The sequence below is a fragment of the Noviherbaspirillum sedimenti genome, from assembly GCF_003590835.1.
Classification (GTDB): Bacteria; Pseudomonadota; Gammaproteobacteria; order Burkholderiales; family Burkholderiaceae_D; genus Paucimonas; species Paucimonas sedimenti.
In genome coordinates, this window is record NZ_QYUQ01000002.1 from 222307 (window position 1) to 242300 (window position 19994).

Sequence of the window (19994 nt, forward strand, 5' to 3'; positions counted from 1 at the left end):
TTTCAACTCTACAACTTTTGGCGACTTCAAGGTACAATTGTAGGGTTGGTGCTCGCAACATGATTCACATGTTGAAGTTCAACGGGAAGCAGGAAAGTCACTGCATTAATGCAAGGCTCAACTTGCGCTGTCCCCGCAACGGTAAAGCGGACGAACGTCTAACGTTCCATCTTTGTCATCCATGCCACTGGTTGCCTTGAATAAGCAATTGGGAAGGCGACAGAGGTAGCCTCCGCCAGCCCGGATACCGGCCAACAAGAGATCCGACTTCAAGGTCGGATCATTTGCTTACATGCTGGCGGGGATGCCGGTGATAGCCTCTTGTTACTTTCCAAATCATGTTTATTTCATCAGACGCTCCGACGTTGGGCTTCGTCGGCCTGCTTGTCGCATTTTCCAGTCCCGCCTTCGCTCAGGTGCCATTGCTCAATGAGGTGGTTGTTACGGCAAACCGTACTGAGCAAGCTATTGGCGATGTTGTTGCCGATCTGACCGTGATCGATCGTGCAGAAATCGAACGAAGCGGTGCAAGCGCGATAGCGGATATTCTTTCTCGATCGCCAGGTATCCAGTTCTACAGAAATGGCGGGCCCGGATCGACGACCACCTTAATGATGCGTGGCGCCGATACGCGCTTTACCGCAGTCTATATCGATGGCGTCAGGGTCGATTCCCAGTCAACCGGGGGCGCCACCTGGGAGGCGATACCCCTGAGTCAAATCGACCGTATTGAAATTCTGCGGGGTCCGGCTGCGGCAATTTATGGTTCAGACGCCATTGCCGGGGTAATACAGGTATTCACGCGGCAAGGCGAGGGTGCATTCGCGCCATACATAGGTGCCGGGCTGGGCACGCATGACACCAAAAAAATTGACGCCGGGTTCTCTGGTTCGGCGGGCGCCTTTGATTACTCGCTCGGCCTGTCAAAAGAGCGAAGCGATGGATTCAATGCCAGGCAACGCGCGAACCCCGATAAAGACGGCTATGCGAGTCACGCGGCCAATGCCCGCCTGGGATTCAAGATCAATTCGGCGCATCGTATTGAAGCGACCATCCTGAATAGTTACATGGATTCGCAATACGACACTTCGCCGAGACTGGATGATCACAGTATTCGCCGTCTGAAAACGCTTGGACTGAGCTGGAACGCAAAATGGAGCGATGTTTTTGGCACGCGTGCGAGCATTTCTGAAGGGAAAGATTATTATGAAACTTACCCTGTCGCTTATGCGACCGAAACGCAAGTTCGGAATTATCTGTGGCAGAACGAGTTGCGACATGGCGTTCATCTGATCACGGCTGCACTGGAACGGCGTGAAGATGAATTGCAAAATTCAACAACAATACCGGCACTGACAAAAAGATTTCAAAATGCCTTGGCATTGGGCTATGTGCTTGGCAACCCGATTCATTCACTCCAATTGAATGCAAGGCATGATCTCGATAGTGAGTTTGGCGGAAAAAGTACGGGGAGCGCGGCTTATGCCTACAGTTTCTTGCCGGGCTGGAGAGCGACTGCTTCCATAGGTACTGCGTTCAGAGTACCGACGCTATTTCAACGATTCAGCGTATTTGGATCATCCTCACTGGTTCCCGAGACCTCAATCAATCGTGAGATCGGTTTGAAGTATGCAAAGCAGGGAAGCACGTTCGGCGTTGTCGCTTACAAGAACAAGGTTGATAATCTTGTCACTTTCATTTCCGGTGCGGGCGCGTGTGCATCCGCCACGGGCTGCTACACCAATACCAAACATGTGCAGTTGGAGGGGGTAACGATCTCCGGGGCGACCACGATCAATGCAATCCGCTTCGGTGCTTCACTGGATTGGTTGAAGCCGGTGGATCTGGATACCGGAAAAGACCTGATACGCCGCGCAAGACGTCATGCCACGTTCACTGCCGAAACCCCGCTGGCTGGCTGGCAGGTGGGCAGCGAACTCCAGCTTTTTAGCCAGCGGTATGACAATGCGGCAAATACGCTCCGGCTAGGCGGCTATAGCCTCGTCAATCTGTATGCCTCGCACAAGCTGGGCAAGGATTATTCAGTCCTTTTCAGGGTTGATAACCTGGCCGATCACACCTATCAACTGGCCAATACCTACAACACTGCGGGGCGCACGGTATTTGTCGGCTTGCGTTGGTCGCCGAAATAAATGCATTGTCCCTATCATGTCCAGTAAGGTCATTTGTCCCGCGATCCTGATATCGGCCCCTGCATCGGGGCAAGGCAAGACAACGATCACGTCAGCGATTGCACGCCTGCATGCACGGCAAGGTCGCCGGGTCAGCGTCTTCAAATGCGGTCCGGATTTTCTGGACCCGCATTGGCACAAGCTGGCAAGTGGCCGGCCTGTGTATCAAATGGATCTGTGGATGACCGGCGAGGACGACATCCGGCGCCGGCTCCATGCGGCAGCAATGCAATCAGACCTCATTCTGATTGAGGGCGTCATGGGGCTGTTCGATGGCGAACCCAGCGCCGCAGACCTGGCCGAGAAATTCAACATCCCTGTCCTGGGCGTGATTGATGCATCCGCCATGGCTGGAACATTTGCGGCGCTTGCATACGGATTGCGGCATTACCGGCCGCAACTTCCGTGGGCTGGCGTATTGGCCAATCGCGTGGCGAGTGCCCGTCACGCACAAATGCTGGAAGCGGGCATTGCTGAACCCGGAAGCTGGCTGGGCGCAGTGATGCGAAATCCAGCGCTAACGCTGCCGGAGCGCCATCTCGGACTGACCGTGGCAAGTGAAATTCCGGATGCACTGCAACGGCTTGACGCGGCAGCCGATGCGCTCGCGGATACGCCGCTGGGGAAAATGACGGGTGAAGACCTGCAAAGATGGGCCGTTGAATTTGAGCCGGCATCACAAGCCATACCTGTTGCCGAGCTATTGGCGGGCAAAACGCTGGCAGTTGCGCGGGATGCAGCATTTTGTTTCATTTACCAGGCCAATCTGGATGTGCTGAAAAGTCTTGGGGCCAGGCTGGAATATTTTTCTCCCATCGCCGATTGTGCACTGCCCGCGTGTGATGCCGTATGGCTGCCTGGCGGCTATCCCGAGCTGCATGCGGAAGCGCTTGGCAGTAATGCGAGTATGCGCGAGAGCATCAAAAAACACTGGCACGCTGACCGGCCCATATGGGCGGAATGTGGCGGCATGATGGCGCTTTTCGAAGAATTGATTTGCAAGAATGGTCAAGGCTATCCGATGTGGGGGCTATTGCCCGGCAAGGTCCGCATGCAGGAGCGGCTCGCCGCACTCGGGCCGCAGCAATTGACGCTTGGAAAAGAGACGCTCAGAGGACATACCTTTCACTATTCAAGCGCTGAAACGCCATTGCAGGCAGTCGCCAGAACCGCGCGGCCTGGAATGTCGCCTTCGCCTGAAGCCGGCGAGGCTTTTTATCAATCGGGTTCGGTCAGGGCGAGTTATTTTCATCCCTGGTTCGCATCGAATCCAGTAGCCGCATCCAGGCTATTCCTGAACGAGGCGCTGACATGAAATCAAGTGACGTGAAATCAAGTGACTTCGCCATTGCCCGTAGCGAATTCATCCTTGGTGGCCAGAAAAGCGGAAAATCGCGCAGGGCAGAGCTGATTGCGCGCGCCTGGCTGGAAAAATCTGCGGACCACAAGGCAGTACTGCTTGCTACCGGCCAGGCTTATGACGAAGAAATGCGCGAGCGCATCGCGCGCCACCGGCACGACCGATCCGTGCGTGTACCAGGCATGCTGACCGTGGAAGAGCCCTTGCACCTGGCTGAGGCCATTTCTCTCCATAGCCAGCCCGATACCTTGCTGGTGGTTGACTGCCTGACCCTGTGGCTGACCAATTGCTTAATGCCAGTCGCGTCATCCCAGGGAAATCACGCCCACGCTGACTTCACCACGCAAACGGCCAGGCTTGCCGTGGCAATCACGACTGCGCCCGGCCCGGTGGTTTTGGTCGGTAACGAAATCGGCTTGGGCGTGATTCCGCTCGGACGTGAGGTGCGCGTCTTTGTCGACACGCTGGGGCGGCTCAATCAGGATGTCGCTGAACTTTGCGTGCGCGTCACGCTGATGGCGGCGGGCCTGCCGCTGACCCTGAAAGGTACCGCATGAATCGCCTCTTCCTTGCGCTGATGCTGCTGATTTTCTGGCTGCCGTCGCATGCCCTGCAGATCATCGATGACCGTGGCGTCAAGGTGACGCTTGCAAAACCGCCACAGCGCATCGTCAGCCTGCTGCCGTCGTTGTCCGAAACTGTCTGTGAACTCAATCATTGTGCGCGTCTGGTTGGCGTCGATCGCTATTCCAACCATCCGGCCTCCCTGCGCGCGCTGCCACAAGTCGGTGGGGGGATGGATCCCAATATCGAGGCCATCGTCGCACTCAAGCCGGACGTCGTGTTGATGTCGATTGCCTCGCGCGCCAGCGAGCGACTCGAAGCCCTGGGTTTGACGGTCGTGGCGCTGGAAACCAAGAGCCATACCGATGTCCGGCGTGTGCTGGACAGGGTAGGGACTTTACTCGGTGTGGACGACGCTCAACGTGTCTGGCGCGTCATCGATGCCGGGGTGTCCGCAGCGGCACAGTCTTTGCCGCCCAAGGCAAAGAACTTGCGTGTCTACTTTGAAGTCAACCGTGCCCCATATGCAGCCGGTGCAAAGTCTTTCATCGGTGAATCATTGCAGCGCCTGGGCGTCCAGAACATCGTGTCTCCCGAACTTGGACCATTCCCCAAGCTTAATCCTGAGTATGTGGTGAAAGCCGACCCGGACCTGATCCTGATCAGCGAGCGCAATTTTGCCGGCATGTTGCAGCGACCGGGCTGGGCTGGCATCCGTGCCGTGCGGGAGAACCGCATCTGTGTTTTTCCAGCCGAATTGGCCGATATCGTGATCCGGCCGGGCCCGCGCATGGCCGAGGGCGCACGCCTCATGGCCCAGTGCATTGCCAGCAAGGGCCTTTCCCAATGAGTGTCACCGTTTTTGAACAACAGCGTCTCGCCAAGCTGTGGATCATGATTTTGATGGCGCTGGCAGCCGCTGGCGTCCTGGTGGGGGCAGGGGTTGGCAGCACAGGTTTCGAGAATGTATTCAATGCCCGGCATGATCCCGTCGCCTGGCAGATCGTCTGGGATATCCGCTTGCCGCGAACGCTGGGCGCCTGGCTTGCTGGCGCTTTGCTTGGCCTATCCGGTGCCCTGGCGCAAGGACTGTTTCGCAATCCGCTTGCCGACCCCTATCTTCTCGGCAGTGCTTCCGGTGCATCGCTGGGCGTGGCGGTGGCGCTGGCCCTGTTCGGCGTTTCTCCGCTGGCGACGCACTGGCTGATCCGGCTGGGGTTGACCGGTGCGGCTTTTATCGGTGCCGCGGGGGCCGTGCTGCTGACCTTGCTGCTGGCGCGCGGCGTCCAGCATACCTTGCGACTGCTGCTGGCCGGTGTGATCGTCGGCGTGGTTCTGGGGGCCCTGAGTTCACTCACGATGTTGCTGGTGCCCGAAGTGCTGCAGGCCATGCAAGCCTTTTTGCTGGGCAGTACCGGCTACGTGGGCTGGAGTGCGACATTCCTGATGGCAGGCATTTGGGCGGTCTGCATGTTGTTGTCATGGAGCCTCAGCCGGGTCCTCGATGGCCTGACGCTTGGCGAGGCGACTGCGGCCAGTCTCGGCCTGAGACTGGCGCCACTGCGGGCGACATTGATTGCCGTGCTCGCCCTGGCGATCGGCACGGCCGTCGCGCAGACCGGGCTCATTGCCTTTGTGGGATTGGCCGCGCCGCATCTGGTGCGGTCACTGGTCAAGACTACGCACAATCGATTGATCTTGCTCTCAAGTCTCATGGGGGCGGTGTTGCTGATGGCGGCAGATTTGCTGGCGCGCTGGCTGATCGCGCCGATGGAACTGCCGGTGGGCGTCCTGACGGCGGTGCTCGGCGGTGGTTATCTGCTGTGGTTGATGCATGCCCAGAACCGGAGTAACAGTACAGTATGGAAACGATAGCGATCAGCGCGCGGGCGATCCGCGCCCGCCTCGGCAATCAGGAGGTCTTGCATGGCATTGACCTGATGCTCCCCGCTGGCCGCTGGACCAGCATCATCGGCCCCAATGGCGCCGGCAAGTCGACCCTGCTCAAGGTACTGGCGGGTCTGATGCCGCATGCAGGGCAGCTTGTGTTGCCCGGCCACCCGCCGGGACAGATGAGCGCGCGTAAAAAAGCCCAGCATCTGTCCTGGCTTGGGCAGAATGAAAGCGGGGCGGATGACCTGACGGCCTACGACGTCACCATGCTGGGCCGCCTGCCACACCAGCCCTGGCTGGCGCCGCCAGGTGAAGCCGACCATGCTGCGGTTATCGAGGCGCTGCGCGCTACCCAGGCCTGGGACTGGCGTGACCGGACGCTGGGCCAGCTTTCAGGCGGCGAGCGTCAACGCGTGCTGCTCGCCCGTGCCCTGGCAGTGCAGGCGGAGGTACTGTTGATGGATGAGCCCTTGGCCAATCTTGACCCGCCTCATCAAGTGGATTGGCTGTTGCTCGTGCGCGATCTGGTCAAGCAGGGCAAGTCCGTGGTCAGTGTGTTGCATGAAATTTCGCTGGCGCTGCATGCCGACGAAATGGTCGTCATGGCAGCTGGGCGGGTCATGCACCATGGTCCATGCAACGATCCCGCCACGCACCAGGCAATCGAGCAAGTTTTTGAAAACCGCATCCATATCCAGCGTGCCGGCGAGCAGTGGATATCGCTTCCCAAAATCCAATACTGAAGACGTCAATGCAGATTGAAACCCCACCCAGCAAAAAGCCTTACGAAAAGCCCGAAGGCGAACGTCGCGGCCTGGTTATCGTCAATACCGGCGATGGCAAAGGCAAGAGCACGGCGGCGTTTGGCCTGGCCTTGCGTGCCCATGGCCGTGGCAAGGCCGTCAAGATCTACCAGTTCATGAAAGTGCCGACGGCACGTTTCGGCGAGCACCGCATGTTCGAGCAACTCGGCCTTCCGATCGAAGGTTTGGGCGACGGCTTCAGCTGGAAGAGCCAGGACCTGGAGCACTCGGCCCAACTCGCGCGGGACGGCTGGGAACGCGCCAAAGCCAGCATTCTGGGGGGCGAATACTTCATGGTGACGCTCGACGAAGTGACCTACCCGCTGATTTACGGCTGGCTGCCGCTTGAGGATGTGTTGCAGACCTTGCGAAATCGCCCCAAAGATACCCATGTGGTATTGACCGGCCGCCGCTGCCCCCCTGAAATCATCGCGCTGGCAGACACGGTGACCGAGATGACCAAGATAAAGCATGCCTTCAATGCTGGTGTGCCAGCGCAGCGTGGCATCGAAGACTGAAGGGCGCGGCTGCATGAATTCGAATGCCAAAGATTTGATAGCGGCCACGCCCTTCTCGGCAGATGAAGCGGCCGCTGTTTACCGCGCCATTTACGAACGTCGTGACATGCGTCATTTTGCCGGCGGCGAAGTCGCGCCCGAGACATTGTGCCGCCTGATCCGGGCTGCGCACCATGCGCCCAGTGTCGGCTTCATGCAGCCCTGGCGTTTCATTCGAATCAGCGATCGCACACTGCGCCAGCAGTTGCACGACGTGGTCGAGTCGGAGCGCGTGCTGACCGCGCATGCGCTGGGGGAGCGCGAGGATGAATTCATGCGCCTGAAGGTCGAGGGGCTGCTCGAGGCGGCGGAACTGTTGGCGGTGGTGCTGGCCGACGGGCGCGACAAGCATGTATTTGGCCGTCGCACCATGCCGCACATGGATCTGGCATCAGCCAGTTGTGCCATTCAAAACCTTTGGCTGGCTGCCCGTGCCGAGGGGCTGGGTATGGGCTGGGTGTCGTTATTCGAGCCCAAGGCGGTAGCCGGCCTGCTGAGATTGCCCGCGGAGGCCGAACCCATTGCCTTGCTCTGTCTTGGCCCGGTAAAAAGCTACTATGCCGAGCCGATGCTGCAACAGATGGGGTGGGCACAGCGTGAAAGATTATCCGAACTGGTTTTCGATAACGGCTGGGGCAATGCCAGTCATCTGTTCACCAAGGATGTGTCGGAATGACGCCGTGGCTGGACCTGTTCTTGCCGCAGGTGTCGATTGCAGGCATTGCAGTATTTCTGGCAATTGTCATCGATGTTTTTTTTGGCGAGCCGCGCGCGCGCTTGCATCCGGTGGTGTGGATGGGACGCTACCTTGACTGGGCTGGCAAGCGCATTGCGCCAGCCGCGAACACGCCGTATACCGAGCGCAGCAAGCAGGTTTTTTGGTGGGGCGCATGGGCCTGGATTGCCGGGGCGCTGGTCGTCATTGCCGCGGCATGTTTTCTGCAATGGACATTGGCGCAATTCCCCTGGTGGATTACCTGCCTGGGATTGGGCATTTTGCTTAAACCCCTGATGGCATGGAACATGTTGCAACGCGAGGTGAGTGCAGTTGAGGATGCATTGGGTGAATCGTTGGCTGCCGGCCGCGAACGGCTTTCATGGCTTTGCAGCCGGGATGTGCGCCAATTAAGCGCCACCGAGGTGCGCGAGTCCGCGATCGAGTCATTGGCGGAAAATCTCAACGATTCGGTGGTGGCGCCGCTGTTCTGGTTCATGCTGCTTGGCCTGCCAGGGGCTGCACTATATCGTTTTGCCAATACGGCAGATGCGATGTGGGGTTATATCGGGCCACGTTCTGGCCGTGACTGGACTTGGGCCGGCAAATGGGCGGCACATGCCGACGACATTTTGTCGTGGATTCCGGCTCGGCTGACGGCATTGCTGTTGGCCGTGACGACGGGTGGCCTGTCGTTTTCAATTTTGCGTGTGGAAGCCTTGCGCACGCCGTCGCCCAACGGCGGCTGGCCGATGGCAGCCATGGCCCTGGCCCTGGATATCCGATTGGGCAAGCCTGGCGTTTATAGCCTGCATCCGCAGGGTCGCAGGCCGCAATCGGAAGATACAAAAAATGCTGTGCTGGTTTCAAGGCGCGTAGTGATTGCCGTGACCGTTCTTGGAATCGTGCTGTCAGGAGTCTGGAGAATCGTTACATGAAACGCGAACATGGCGGTCCCGATGCGCAAGGCGTGCCGGTCTGGGATTTCTCAAGCAATGCCAATGCCTGCGGCCCCTGCCCGCAGGTTCTTGATGCTGTTCAACGGGCTGACGCCCGACACTACCCGGATCCTGCTTATAGCGACTTGCGCAGCGCATTGGCGGAATTCCATTCGGTCGATGTCGATCGCATCGTCCTGGCCAGCAGTGCCAGCGAATTCATTTTTCGCATGACCGCGTGTCTGGCGCGTTCAGGTCTGCAGCGTGTCTGGTACCCAGCCATGTGTTACGGTGAATATCCCCATGCTGCAAAGGTTTGGGGGCTTGAGCGCGTGCTGGAACCGGCTCAAGCGGACTTGCTTTGGTTGTGCGAGCCGAGCAGTCCACTGGGTGCTGCCGATGCCATGGTGGCGGGTGTGCGGCAGCAACAGGGCGTGGTCGTGCTGGATCGGGCTTATGAGCCGCTACGTCTGTCAGGGCAATGCAGCCTGCAGGAGGCCGCACTTGATGATGTCTGGCAGCTTTGGTCGCCGAACAAAGCCTTGGGCTTGACAGGCATTCGGGGGGCATACGCCATTGCCCCCTTAAATGGCCGGCGCCTGGCGCAGTCTTTGGAACAACAAGCTGCATCATGGCCCCTGGGCGCGCATGCGGTGACCATGCTGCGCTGCTGGACGCACAGGGATACCCAGCATTGGCTGGCGCAAAGCCTGGAAACGCTCCGTTTCTGGAAGGCTGCGCAACTGGCCATGTTGCAGCGCTGGACTTGCCTTCCCAGCGATGCGAATTTTTTCTGTGTGAAGGCAGCGTTCAATCCGGTTGCGCTGCGCGCGCAAGGGGTCAAGCTGCGGGACACTGCTTCTTTTGGCTTGCCTGGTCATTGGCGTTTGAGTGTGCAGACGCCCGCAGCACAGGCGGCATTGCAGTCTGCGCTTGAAAGTGAGGGTGCGGTATGACAGGCAGGAAAACAAGCAGGAAAGCGCGTTGCGTCATGGTGCTGGGTACCTCCAGCGGTGCCGGCAAGAGTTGGGTCACGACGGCACTGTGCCGTTTATACGCCCGCCAGGGCTTGAAGGTGGCGCCCTTCAAGGCCCAAAACATGAGCAACAATGCGCGCGTGGTCGCTTCGCACAACGGCATGGGTGAAATTGGCTCTGCCCAGTATTTTCAGGCGCTGGCCGCTTGCGCAGAACCGGATGTGCGCATGAATCCCTTGCTGCTCAAACCCGAGGCCGACACCCACAGCCAAGTGGTGTTGCTGGGTGAGGTTAGTGCAGACTTGACGAATCTGCCCTGGCGTGGCCGCAGCGAAAAAGTGTGGCCGACAATCGCCGCATCGCTGGATGCCTTGCGCGCCGAGAATGACGTGGTGGTCATCGAGGGCGCAGGCTCGCCAGCCGAAATCAATTTGATGGCGAATGACATCGTCAATCTCCGAGTGGCCCGATACTGCGAGGCACGCTGTTTGCTGGTGACAGACATCGACCGCGGTGGCGCATTTGCGCACCTGTACGGCACCTGGGCCTTGCTGGCCAGGGAAGACCAGGCGCTCATTCATGGTTTTGTCCTCAACAAGTTTCGCGGCGACCCGGCGCTGCTGGCGCCCGCACCCGAACAATTGCAAGCGCTGACCGGCATACCGACCGTGGCCACCTTGCCTATGTGGTGGCAACATGGCCTGCCCGAAGAAGATGGCGTGTTTGACGACCGCAGTCGAAGCACAGGTGCGGTTTCGCGCACGATTGCTGTGGTGGCATATCCGCGCATCAGCAACCTGGATGAATTTCAAGCGCTCAAAAACATCCCTGGCGTGCGCTTGCTTTGGGCGCGCAGTTCGGCCGATTTGGCGGGTTTGAATGCCAGCGACTGGATCATCTTGCCCGGCTCCAAACATACCAGCAGCGACTTGGCCTGGCTGCGAACGCAGGGCCTGGACCTTGCCGTGATCCGGCACGCGCGCCTGGGTGGCGCCGTCCTGGGGATTTGTGGCGGCATGCAAATGTTGGGGGATGCCTTGCTCGATCCACACGGTATCGACGGTAACGATGCCGGGCTGGGGCTGCTACCCTTGGAAACGACGTTTGCAGTGGAAAAAACTGTGCGTCGCAGTACCACGCAGTTTGCAGAATTGTCTGGCCCTTGGACATCACTTTCCGGCATCGCCGTGCATGGCTATGAAATTCATCACGGACAAACGCAAGCTGCCCAGCGTAGCTCCGATGCCGCTGACGTCGCGCAGGAAGTCATCAAGGACTTGGCTTGGCAAAGTGCGGATGGACGGGTGCTGGGGCTCTATGTGCACGGCATTTTCGAAGATCCCGGGGTGCTACAGGCCTTGTTTGGCGTGCATGTGCGCACATTGGACACAGTGTTTGAGGGATTGGCGGACCACCTTCAGAAAAACATGGACGCAGAGATATTGAATGCCTTGATTTCCTGACTATCCACGCGAACGTCCCGGAGAACGATTCAATTTCGATACTGCAGGATACTCAGAATTCCTTGCTGACCAAGTGCTTGTAGCACAAGCCAGATAACATAAACCAGGCCACTGGGCGCTCCTGGCCAGTTGGAGGCAAGTTGGCCATGCAATTAGTCCTGTTTGTAGGGGAGCATGGCCTGGCGTATTGCGGGAATCAGGCGAGTTTGGGCAAATCTTGCAGCCGGCAACTCAATGCCGCTCGCTCAACGGCGCCGACGTACCGCAACACCCTGTGCATTCATTTTCTCGTCCAGTCCAGGCAAGGCCATCTGTGCCAGGGCAGCCAGACCGGCCTTGCTGGCAGCAGACCTGGTCTTGGCCACCGGCACCGTTCCCGTCAGTTTCCTGACGTTGGCTTTTATCTCCATCATCTGTTCTGATTTGGCCAACCGTACCAGGGCATGCAAGGTTTGCTCAAAAATGTGTTTTTGGCGCAAATTGGCGTTTTCCATTGAATAGGCATTGACCAGAGATTGGACCATTTCTTGGGTTGTCAGAGTATTCATTGTTTTCTCCCTGTTATTTATTTTCTGTGAGTATTATTCCTCGTTGAATTTTGACAACTTTGAGTTAAATCAATTTTCTAAAAGGAATGTTGAATTGGTGAATCAGCTTCGCGACAAGTGCGGAAAGCCATGAGCGCGTGCGGCTGGATAGTCGCCACAGCGCCAAAAACGCCGGCTTCTTGACGGAGCTTGGTGCGGCAGGGCAAACGGAATGAAGTCAAAGGGGAAAATAAAACGGGAAACTTTGCAATGAAGTTTCCCGTAAGGCAGGACCAGGATCCGTCGGATCCGGTAGTCCAAGGCGAAGCTAACGATTAGTCGCGGCCTGCAAGGTAGCGCAGTTCGGCAGCCTGGTTTGGCATGAAGGCGTCGAATTCACGGGCCAGGCGGCTCAATTCGGCTGCCGTGACTGCCTTGTCTTCCTGGACTGCCTTAACCTTGGCCGGGCTCGCGTTAACCTTGGCCGGATCGATCGCCAATAGGGCGGCAATGAAGCTACGCGCAGCACGTCCCAGATTTTCACCATAGGAACTAATCGGATTGATATACGGGTAGGTTGCAAGGTTGGATCTGAACATGATGTTCTCCTGTGAAATTTGATGGTTTCATTATGGCTGCTCTACGCCATAAATCAAATTTCAATTCTTGATGCTAGGTATTCACAATAAATATAACAAGGGTGGCTTAGTGCAGAAAATGCAATCTGGAAAACAGCAATATTACTCTGGAAAAATAGGATGAAATTGCCTGATCAATGAATAAAAATTATATTAATCAATGACTTGTGAATTTCCTTGGCCGCGTTTTCGATACATATCTGCCTTCCAGCTGGACGAAAGGGCAGGCATGATAAGCCCGTCTTGCCAAGCTATTTTTTGCATCGTAGAAATACCGCTAGGTAGAATGGCAATACGATTCCCCCCGCCTAGTGGCCGGAATGTCGTGTTTTTGCGAAGTGATCCTAACGACCGTGATGTGTCGGGGAGCGGGCCGATTTCTTGGTTCGCCGCATTGTCTTGGGCGGCGGTGCGGATGGCAAGGGTGTCGCCGGATCTGCCGACGGCGCAGCGCCGGACGATAGTCCATCCAGTGCGCCATGCGGGGTATGGCTTTCCTGTTGGTTGATGTATAGCTGTTCCTCGATCACTTGCTGTAACAGAGCCCCGTCCATCGGCCGTGCCTGCTGCCTGGCTTGTTCCTGCTGTTCGCGCAGATGCGCGGTTTTCTCCAGGTCTTCCAGTTCAGCGGGTGTTTTCTCACCGGAGCCAATATCCGCTTCCTCAATAAAATGTCCGAATTTTGGAGCCATCGCATTCTCCCGATTGATCGATCCGACTGGGCCTGGCATGTTGGTTTTCATGCCCACCATCTGTATAAGATACCTGCGCATGGCCTTGGTTCGTCGCTAGCTTGCCCTTTGTTCTAGCGCAAAGGGCAGACGATCCAAGTGAGTAATTTGAATGGTGTCGCATCCATTTGATAAATTCTCGGCCTGAAAGGTGTTGCATGGTCAAACGCCCCCAGCTTGTCTTGCCCACGGTTGTATATCCTGATGTCCTGGGCTTGCTGACGATTGACCATCGCAAGGTGCAAGTCTTGTTTGCCGAATTTCAGGCAAAAAGAGGGCGACTACGCATCCATGAAAAATTCGAACTGGTGCGGAAAGTGTGCGCAGAACTGCTGGTCCATTTCGCTGTCGAAGAAGGCATTTTTTATCCGGCAGTGCGCCAGCAAATCCATGATGGCGCATTGATGGATGAAGCCTGGGATCAACATGATTCGGCCAAGAGCCTGATCATTTTGCTCGGCAAGATCCCGCCGGACGAGCCTATGTTCGATGCCAAGGTGCGCGCACTGGCGGAACAGGTCGAGCACCATATCCAGGATGAGGAAGCGGTCATGTTCCCCAAGGTGCTGGTGTCGGATATCGATCTGGTTGTACTGGGCAGGGAATTGCTGGAAGCTAAAAATGGTATGCGTGCCCGGCTCGGCATGCCCATCGAGGAAATCGCCGATGAACACTTTCCCGGGGAAGATACTTATATGTCTTCATCGCATGCGCGGCATGCTGCTGCACGGATGCGGGAAATATGATTAAATATTTTGTCATGAACCACGACGCACACGGCGGGCGCGCCGGAAAAACCCCTTAGCGGGAAAACCATGGCCTTTGGCCTAGCCTGCATGAAGCGAAATGCCACGTTGCTTTCGCTGAAGAAGAAAGCGCCATGCCTTCCGTCGCGCCCGCCGTGTGCGCCGTGGTTCTTATTTGCAAGGAAGGGAGGGGCTGACGCGCAGGGAATGGCGCGCAGTCTCAAGGCCAGGGCGCTGGATTGACGTCGATGTATTGGGCGCTTTCCTGCGCCGATGGGGCCGCTATCGAAGTTTGTCCTTCCTGCAGCTTGCGTCCCAGGATTACGCTGATTTCGCGCCGTGCTTCGGCGAAGTCCGATTGCATGAGCGGATAATTCTTTTGCGGCCAGCTGGCAATCGCCCAGTGGGTGAATTCCTCGAAGCGGCGCGCCAGTTCGCTGGCATACTCATCCTGTGTCATTGCCGCTGGTCTCCCCGCTGAAAGCGTCTGTCCTGCGCGAGGATGCCTGCCGCCTCGGCGGCGGGGCGGCGGTGTTCCACGGTGGGATCCGGGTGCGGTGGCGGCTCTTCCTCATCCGGGCCGGGTTCTTCGCCTGGCAGGGGTTCCTCTTCCGGGATTGGTGCGCGATGCAGTCGTAGTGCGGCCTCGGGATGCGATGCCCAAGGCGACATGTCAGGTCTGGCCGGCGGATACGGCGTTTCAGTGAACGACATGGCATTACCTCGATTCAATTGACGCGGACGGCGCCCCGCCACAGGCACGGCTGCAATACTCCCGCTTCCCATGTGATTCTATGATCGGGGGCGGGCCGTCAGGTTCCCCTGCCCGGCAGCTGCACGCCTCCTGCTCATTTCTTGCTCATTTCTTGGCGTGGCGCCGCTTTTCTGCCTTGCATTCCATCGTATGCAACACGGTCCCTTCCGAGTTGACCGTTTCCATGTGGACGTCGAAGCTCCACAGGCGTGCGACATGTTTCAGGACCTCTTCGGTATTCTGGTTCAGCGGCCGCCGCTGGAACTGGGTGTGGCGCAGGGTAAGGGTGCGGTCGCCGTGCGTGTTGACCGACCAGACCTGGATATTCGGTTCACGGTTGCCGAGATTGTATTGCGCGGCCAGTTGTTCGCGGACGTGCTGGTAGCCGCTGTCATCGTGGATCGCCGAGACATGCAGGTTGTCGTTGCGGTCGTCATCCAGCACTGAAAAGAAATGGAAGTCGCGGATCAGCTTGGGCGAGAGGAATTGCGCGATGAAGCTTTCATCCTTGAAGTTGCGCATGGCAAAATCCAGCGTCTTGAGCCAGTCGCTGCCGGCGATGTCGGGGAACCAGGCGCGGTCTTCCGCCGTCGGCTCCTCGCAGATGCGGCGGATGTCGCGCATCATGGCAAAGCCCAGCGCATATGGGTTGATGCCATTGTAATAGGGGCTGGTGACGGGCGGCTGGTACACCACATTGGTATGGCTTTGCAGGAATTCCATCATGAAGCCGTTGCCGACGATGCCTTCCTCGTACAGCTGGTTGAGGATGGTGTAATGCCAGAAAGTGGCCCAGCCTTCGTTCATCACCTGGGTCTGGCGCTGCGGATAGAAATACTGGGAAATCTTGCGCACGATGCGCACGATTTCGCGTTGCCAGGGTTCCAGCAGCGGCGCGTATTTCTCGATGAAATACAGCAGGTTTTCCTGGGGCTCTTCCGGAAAACGGTGGCTGGCTTCTTCGTGCGCTTCTTCCTCGCGGCGCGGCAGGGTGCGCCAGAGATCGTTGACTTGCGATTGCAGGTATTGCTCGCGTTCCTTCTGACGCGCGTATTCTTTTTCCAGCGACAGTTTCGCCGGGCGCTTGTAGCGGTCCACGCCATAATGCTGCAGGGCGTGGCAGGAGTCGAGCAGCAATTCGACTTCCTCGATGCCGTAGCGTTGCTCGCATTGGCCGATGTATTTCCTGGCAAAAACCATGTAGTCGACGATCGCTTCGGCGTCGGTCCATGTGCGGAACAGGTAATTTCCCTTGAAGAAGGAATTATGGCCATAGGCGGCATGCGCGATCACCAGCGTCTGCATCATCAGGCTGTTTTCTTCCATCAGATAGGCGATGCAGGGACTGGAATTGATGACGATCTCGTAAGCCAGTCCCATCTGGCCGCGCTTGTAACTCTTCTCGGTCGCCATGAAATGCTTGCCGAAGGACCAGTGGTGGTAAGACACCGGCATGCCGACCGAGGCGTAGGCATCCATCATCTGCTCGGCGCTGATGATTTCCAGCTGGTTCGGGTAGGTATCCAGGCCGAATTTCTGCGCCACCCGGCGCACTTCCTCGTGCGCCTGTTCGATCAGTTCGAAGGTCCATTCCGACTGTTCCGGCAGGCGGTGCGGATTGTCCGGTTCCGGCAAGGCTGGCAAGGTTTTCATGGGCTGGCTCATTTCGGCTGCTTATTTCAGCTGTTTTTTGAACAGTTCGCGGAACACCGGATAAATGTCGGCCGGCGATTCGATTTTTTGCATGGCGAAATTCGGGTGCGCCGCCGGAATTTGCGCATACTCTTCCCACAGGTTCTGCGGCGGGCCATCGGTAATTTCAATGTAGGCGTAATACTGCACCAGCGGCATGATGCTGTTGACCAGCAGGTCATGGCAGGTAGTCGAATCGCTATCCCAGTTGTCGCCGTCGGAGGCTTGCGCGACATAGGCATTCCAGTCGTTACTCGGGTAGCGTTCCTGGATGATTTTCTTCAGGAGGTGTAGCGCCGAGGACACCACGGTGCCGCCCGATTCGCGCGAATGGAAGAAATCCTGTTCATCGACTTCGGTCGCCGAGGTGTGGTGGCGAATGAAGACGACTTCGATTTTTTCATAGGCACGCGTCAGGAACAGGTAGAGCAGGATGAAAAAACGCTTGGCCATGTCTTTGCGGGATTCGTCCATCGATCCCGAGACATCCATGATGCAAAACATCACGGCCTGGCTGGCCGGCTTGGGCACCTTGATGCGGTTGCTGTAGCGCAGGTCGAACGGATCGATAAAGGGAATTGCCAGGATGCGCGCGCGCAGGTGATGAATTTCCAGGCGTAATTCGATGACGCGCGGATCGTCTTCGCCGGTTTCCTGCAGCAATACCAGCAATTCGTCTTCGGCTTCTTTCAGGCGCTTGCGCGGAGTGCCGCCGACGGCGATGCGGCGCCCGAGCGCGCCGCGCAGCGAGCGCAGCACATGGATATTGGATGGCGTGCCGGAGACATTGTAACCGGCACGCTGGTTCTTGAATTCGGGAACGGCGGTGAGCTGGGTCTTGACCAGATTGGGCAATTCGAGGTCATCGAAGAAGACATTCAGGAATTCCTCGCGCGACAATTCGAAAGCGAAATCGTCTTCGCCGGTTTCTTCGCTATTACCTGCCTTGCCTTTGCCGGCGCCGCCACGGCCACCCTGGGGCCGCTCGATCTGGTCGCCTTTGGCGTATTCCTTATTGCCTGGATGGACGTTTTCCCAGATGCCGCCATGGGCATGGCCGAATACCGGTTCGTTGATATCCTTGACCGGTATGGAAATTTTCTCGCCGTTTTCGATATCGGTGATCGAACGGCCCTTGACCGCACGCGCCACAGCTTCCTTGATCTGCCCCTTGTAACGACGCATGAAGCGCTCGCGGTTGATCGCGGACTTGTTCTTGCCTTGCAGACGACGGTCGATGAGGTGAACCAAAACCTTCTCCTGCTTGATGAGCTGCCCTCCCCATGGCGGGGAGGGCAGCAGATTACGACGACTTCCTGACACGCAGATACCATTCGCACAAGAGGCGCACCTGCTTTGCAGTATAGCCTTTGTCCACCATGCGCTTGACGAATTCCTCATGCTTGTGGGCATCGTCGGCGCTGGCCTTGGCATTAAAGGAAATCACCGGCAGCAAGTCTTCGGTATTCGAGAACATTTTCTTCTCGATGACCGTGCGCAGCTTTTCATAACTGGTCCAGAGCGGGTTCTTGCCGGCATTGTGCGCACGGGCGCGCAAGACGAAGTTGACGATTTCGTTGCGGAAATCCTTCGGGTTGGAGATGCCGGCCGGCTTCTCGATCTTTTCCAGTTCATTGTTCAGCGCATTGCGGTCGAAGCTTTCGCCGGTATCGGGATCGCGGAATTCCTGGTCCTGGATCCAGAAATCGGCGAACAGCACGTAGCGGTCGAAGATGTTCTGGCCATACTCGGAATAGCTTTCCAGGTAAGCGGTCTGGATTTCCTTGCCGATGAAATCGACATAGCGCTGCGCCAGGTGCTCCTTGATATAGGTAAGATATTTCTGCTCGGTCTCGGGCGGAAACTGTTCGCGCGCCACCTGCTGCTCCAGTACGTACAGCAGGTGCACCGGGTTGGCCGCCACCTCGGTGGTGTCAAAATTAAACACTTTCGACAGGATCTTGAAGGCGAAGCGGGTGGACAAGCCATCCATGCCTTCATCGACGCCGGCATAGTCGATGTATTCATGGATCGACTTGGCCTTGGGGTCGGTATCCTTGAGGTTTTCGCCATCGTAGACCAGCATCTTGGAATAGATGCTGGAATTTTCCGGCTCCCTCAGGCGCGACAGGACCGCAAACTGCGCCATCATCTTCAGCGTGCCGGGCGCGCAGGGCGCCTGCGACAGCGAGGAATTGCGCAGCAGTTTGTCGTAAATCTTGACTTCTTCAGATACGCGCAGGCAATACGGTACCTTGACGATATAGATGCGGTCAAGGAAGGCTTCATTGTTCTTGTTGTTGCGGAAAGCTTTCCATTCCGATTCGTTGGAGTGGGCCAGTATCACGCCGTCAAACGGTATTGCACCGAAACCTTCGGTCCCCTTGAAGTTACCTTCCTGGGTAGCGGTCAGCAAGGGGTGCAGCACCTTGATCGGCGCCTTGAACATTTCGACGAATTCCATCAAGCCCTGGTTGGCCAGGCACAGGCCGCCGGAATAGCTGTAGGCGTCCGGGTCGTCCTGGGAATATTCCTCGAGCTTGCGGATATCGACCTTGCCGACCAGCGAAGAGATATCCTGGTTGTTTTCATCGCCCGGTTCGGTCTTGGAAATGGCGATCTGCTTGAGGATCGATGGATAGCGCTTGACCACGCGAAACTGGTTGATGTCGCCATTGAATTCGGCCAGGCGCTTGACGGCCCACGGGCTGGGAATGGTGCGCAAGTAGCGCCGCGGGATGCCGAAATCTTCTTCCAGGATCGCGCCATCCTCGGCTTCGCTGAACAGGCCGAGTGGCGATTCATTCACCGGCGAACCCTTGATGGCGTACAAGGGCACACGCTGCATCAGTTCTTTCAGCTTTTCCGCAATGGAAGACTTGCCGCCGCCGACCGGACCCAGCAGATACAGGATCTGCTTGCGTTCTTCCAGGCCCTGCGCGGCATGGCGGAAATAGGCAACGACTTGCTCAATGACTTCCTCGGTGCCGTAGAACTCCCGGAACGCCGGATAGATCTTGACCACTTTGTTGGCGAAGATGCGCGACAGCCGCTGGTCGTGGCGGGTGTCGAGCAGTTCTGGTTCGCCGATCGCATGCAGCATGCGTTCGGCGGCGGAGGCGTAAGCCAGGTGCTCGCGTTTGCAAATCTCCAGGTATTCCTTCAGGGAATATTCTTCTTCTCTGGTACGTTCATAACGCGAAGCATAATTCTCGAAGATTTTCATGGGTGATCCTTTGAGCAGAAAATATCCTTTGCAGCCATGACTAGAGCAGCTGTTGCCAGCATGAGTTTGCAGATGGCAACGATTTAATCATACGCCCATATTCCCCTTGCCGTGTCAATTCTTTCTCTATGTATTCACGTTTTTTGGAGAAATGTCACACCGGATTTTTGCCGGGGTTTACGGGCAACGAACATAGGGGTAAGAATTTTTTTCCAATG

The 19994-nt window shown here is 57.3% G+C and carries 20 protein-coding genes and 1 riboswitch; of the genes, 12 read left to right on the plus strand and 8 right to left on the minus strand.

Annotated elements, in window-relative coordinates; translation table 11 throughout:
• Positions 1-29 precede the first annotated feature (29 nt).
• Positions 30-270: riboswitch (cobalamin riboswitch) on the plus strand.
• Between the two features lie 68 nt (positions 271-338).
• From D3878_RS01105 to D3878_RS01155, 11 genes are read left to right on the plus strand one after another with little or no spacing between them, the layout of a single operon-like run.
• Positions 339-2153 carry a TonB-dependent receptor domain-containing protein gene (locus tag D3878_RS01105; RefSeq protein ID WP_119783800.1) on the plus strand — a complete coding sequence of 605 codons (1815 nt, stop codon included), beginning with the start codon at positions 339-341 and terminating at the stop codon, positions 2151-2153.
• A gap of 16 nt (positions 2154-2169) precedes the next feature.
• Entirely contained in the window at positions 2170-3507 is a 1338-nt protein-coding gene (locus D3878_RS01110; RefSeq protein ID WP_119783801.1) for a cobyrinic acid a,c-diamide synthase CobB, read from the plus strand.
• Positions 3504-4109, plus strand: coding sequence for a bifunctional adenosylcobinamide kinase/adenosylcobinamide-phosphate guanylyltransferase (locus D3878_RS01115; protein WP_119783802.1), 606 nt, complete (start codon positions 3504-3506; stop codon positions 4107-4109). Before D3878_RS01110 ends, D3878_RS01115 begins: the two co-directional genes overlap by 4 nt.
• Positions 4106-4966 carry an ABC transporter substrate-binding protein gene (locus D3878_RS01120; protein WP_119783803.1) on the plus strand — a complete coding sequence of 287 codons (861 nt, stop codon included), beginning with the start codon at positions 4106-4108 and terminating at the stop codon, positions 4964-4966. The genes D3878_RS01115 and D3878_RS01120 overlap by 4 nt, the downstream gene beginning before the upstream one ends.
• Complete coding sequence (locus D3878_RS01125; protein ID WP_119783804.1) at positions 4963-5991, plus strand: FecCD family ABC transporter permease; 1029 nt, start codon at positions 4963-4965, stop codon at positions 5989-5991. Before D3878_RS01120 ends, D3878_RS01125 begins: the two co-directional genes overlap by 4 nt.
• Positions 5979-6752 carry an ABC transporter ATP-binding protein gene (locus D3878_RS01130; protein ID WP_119783805.1) on the plus strand — a complete coding sequence of 258 codons (774 nt, stop codon included), beginning with the start codon at positions 5979-5981 and terminating at the stop codon, positions 6750-6752. Before D3878_RS01125 ends, D3878_RS01130 begins: the two co-directional genes overlap by 13 nt.
• An 8-nt stretch (positions 6753-6760) precedes the next feature.
• Positions 6761-7330, plus strand: a complete 570-nt coding sequence (gene cobO / locus D3878_RS01135) for a cob(I)yrinic acid a,c-diamide adenosyltransferase (RefSeq protein WP_119783806.1) — start codon at positions 6761-6763, stop codon at positions 7328-7330.
• 13 nt (positions 7331-7343) lie between these two features.
• Positions 7344-8045: a 5,6-dimethylbenzimidazole synthase gene (gene bluB, locus D3878_RS01140; protein WP_119787632.1), complete on the plus strand. Its 702-nt coding sequence runs from the start codon at positions 7344-7346 to the stop codon at positions 8043-8045.
• A complete protein-coding gene (gene cbiB, locus D3878_RS01145; protein WP_119783807.1) occupies positions 8042-9022 on the plus strand; it encodes an adenosylcobinamide-phosphate synthase CbiB in 981 nt (326 codons plus the stop codon). Before bluB ends, cbiB begins: the two co-directional genes overlap by 4 nt.
• On the plus strand, positions 9019-9978 hold the full coding sequence (locus D3878_RS01150) for an aminotransferase class I/II-fold pyridoxal phosphate-dependent enzyme (protein ID WP_119783808.1): 960 nt from the start codon (positions 9019-9021) through the stop codon (positions 9976-9978). Before cbiB ends, D3878_RS01150 begins: the two co-directional genes overlap by 4 nt.
• Positions 9979-10013: 35 nt before the next feature.
• The gene (locus D3878_RS01155; RefSeq protein ID WP_119783809.1) at positions 10014-11462 is read left to right on the plus strand and encodes a cobyric acid synthase; all 1449 of its coding nucleotides are present in this window, start codon (positions 10014-10016) and stop codon (positions 11460-11462) included.
• 245 nt (positions 11463-11707) lie between these two features.
• On the opposite strand, the gene D3878_RS01160 is transcribed toward D3878_RS01155, so the two are convergent.
• The 3 genes from D3878_RS01160 to D3878_RS01170 form a co-directional block, all read right to left on the minus strand.
• Positions 11708-11956, minus strand: coding sequence for a hypothetical protein (locus D3878_RS01160; protein ID WP_147383854.1), 249 nt, complete (start codon positions 11954-11956; stop codon positions 11708-11710).
• Positions 11957-12324: 368 nt separating this feature from the next.
• Positions 12325-12588 carry a hypothetical protein gene (locus D3878_RS01165; RefSeq protein WP_119783811.1) on the minus strand — a complete coding sequence of 88 codons (264 nt, stop codon included), beginning with the start codon at positions 12586-12588 and terminating at the stop codon, positions 12325-12327.
• A 383-nt stretch (positions 12589-12971) separates the two neighbouring features.
• Entirely contained in the window at positions 12972-13319 is a 348-nt protein-coding gene (locus D3878_RS01170) for a hypothetical protein (protein ID WP_147383855.1), read from the minus strand.
• Positions 13320-13516: 197 nt separating this feature from the next.
• On the opposite strand from D3878_RS01170, the gene D3878_RS01175 reads away from it, so the two are divergent.
• Positions 13517-14104: a hemerythrin domain-containing protein gene (locus D3878_RS01175; RefSeq protein ID WP_119783813.1), complete on the plus strand. Its 588-nt coding sequence runs from the start codon at positions 13517-13519 to the stop codon at positions 14102-14104.
• A gap of 220 nt (positions 14105-14324) precedes the next feature.
• Here the strand turns inward: D3878_RS01175 and D3878_RS01180 are convergent, their stop codons facing one another.
• The 5 genes from D3878_RS01180 to D3878_RS01200 form a co-directional block, all read right to left on the minus strand.
• Positions 14325-14564: a hypothetical protein gene (locus D3878_RS01180; protein ID WP_119783814.1), complete on the minus strand. Its 240-nt coding sequence runs from the start codon at positions 14562-14564 to the stop codon at positions 14325-14327.
• On the minus strand, positions 14561-14818 hold the full coding sequence (locus D3878_RS23635; RefSeq protein ID WP_158592141.1) for a hypothetical protein: 258 nt from the start codon (positions 14816-14818) through the stop codon (positions 14561-14563). The genes D3878_RS01180 and D3878_RS23635 overlap by 4 nt, the downstream gene beginning before the upstream one ends.
• A gap of 145 nt (positions 14819-14963) precedes the next feature.
• Complete coding sequence (locus D3878_RS01190; RefSeq protein ID WP_119787633.1) at positions 14964-16511, minus strand: SpoVR family protein; 1548 nt, start codon at positions 16509-16511, stop codon at positions 14964-14966.
• Between the two features lie 21 nt (positions 16512-16532).
• A complete protein-coding gene (locus D3878_RS01195) occupies positions 16533-17801 on the minus strand; it encodes a YeaH/YhbH family protein (RefSeq protein WP_119783816.1) in 1269 nt (422 codons plus the stop codon).
• Between the two features lie 52 nt (positions 17802-17853).
• Positions 17854-19776, minus strand: coding sequence for a PrkA family serine protein kinase (locus tag D3878_RS01200; protein WP_119783817.1), 1923 nt, complete (start codon positions 19774-19776; stop codon positions 17854-17856).
• Positions 19777-19994: the final 218 nt, after the last annotated feature.

What these genes read in the sequence shown, in the direction of transcription:
- D3878_RS01170 (WP_147383855.1), bottom strand. Translation starts at nt 13,319, where the DNA reads ATGGCTCCAAAATTCGGACATTTTATTGAGGAAGCGGATATTGGCTCC.
- D3878_RS01155 (WP_119783809.1), top strand. Translation starts at nt 10,014, where the DNA reads ATGGTGCTGGGTACCTCCAGCGGTGCCGGCAAGAGTTGGGTCACGACG.
- D3878_RS01125 (WP_119783804.1), top strand. Translation starts at nt 4,963, where the DNA reads ATGAGTGTCACCGTTTTTGAACAACAGCGTCTCGCCAAGCTGTGGATC.
- D3878_RS01105 (WP_119783800.1), top strand. Translation starts at nt 339, where the DNA reads ATGTTTATTTCATCAGACGCTCCGACGTTGGGCTTCGTCGGCCTGCTT.
- D3878_RS01120 (WP_119783803.1), top strand. Translation starts at nt 4,106, where the DNA reads ATGAATCGCCTCTTCCTTGCGCTGATGCTGCTGATTTTCTGGCTGCCG.
- D3878_RS01115 (WP_119783802.1), top strand. Translation starts at nt 3,504, where the DNA reads ATGAAATCAAGTGACGTGAAATCAAGTGACTTCGCCATTGCCCGTAGC.
- D3878_RS23635 (WP_158592141.1), bottom strand. Translation starts at nt 14,818, where the DNA reads ATGTCGTTCACTGAAACGCCGTATCCGCCGGCCAGACCTGACATGTCG.
- bluB (WP_119787632.1), top strand. Translation starts at nt 7,344, where the DNA reads ATGAATTCGAATGCCAAAGATTTGATAGCGGCCACGCCCTTCTCGGCA.
- D3878_RS01190 (WP_119787633.1), bottom strand. Translation starts at nt 16,511, where the DNA reads ATGAAAACCTTGCCAGCCTTGCCGGAACCGGACAATCCGCACCGCCTG.
- D3878_RS01150 (WP_119783808.1), top strand. Translation starts at nt 9,019, where the DNA reads ATGAAACGCGAACATGGCGGTCCCGATGCGCAAGGCGTGCCGGTCTGG.
- cobO (WP_119783806.1), top strand. Translation starts at nt 6,761, where the DNA reads ATGCAGATTGAAACCCCACCCAGCAAAAAGCCTTACGAAAAGCCCGAA.
- D3878_RS01200 (WP_119783817.1), bottom strand. Translation starts at nt 19,776, where the DNA reads ATGAAAATCTTCGAGAATTATGCTTCGCGTTATGAACGTACCAGAGAA.
- D3878_RS01130 (WP_119783805.1), top strand. Translation starts at nt 5,979, where the DNA reads ATGGAAACGATAGCGATCAGCGCGCGGGCGATCCGCGCCCGCCTCGGC.
- D3878_RS01180 (WP_119783814.1), bottom strand. Translation starts at nt 14,564, where the DNA reads ATGACACAGGATGAGTATGCCAGCGAACTGGCGCGCCGCTTCGAGGAA.
- cbiB (WP_119783807.1), top strand. Translation starts at nt 8,042, where the DNA reads ATGACGCCGTGGCTGGACCTGTTCTTGCCGCAGGTGTCGATTGCAGGC.
- D3878_RS01160 (WP_147383854.1), bottom strand. Translation starts at nt 11,956, where the DNA reads ATGGAAAACGCCAATTTGCGCCAAAAACACATTTTTGAGCAAACCTTG.
- D3878_RS01175 (WP_119783813.1), top strand. Translation starts at nt 13,517, where the DNA reads ATGGTCAAACGCCCCCAGCTTGTCTTGCCCACGGTTGTATATCCTGAT.
- D3878_RS01110 (WP_119783801.1), top strand. Translation starts at nt 2,170, where the DNA reads ATGTCCAGTAAGGTCATTTGTCCCGCGATCCTGATATCGGCCCCTGCA.
- D3878_RS01165 (WP_119783811.1), bottom strand. Translation starts at nt 12,588, where the DNA reads ATGTTCAGATCCAACCTTGCAACCTACCCGTATATCAATCCGATTAGT.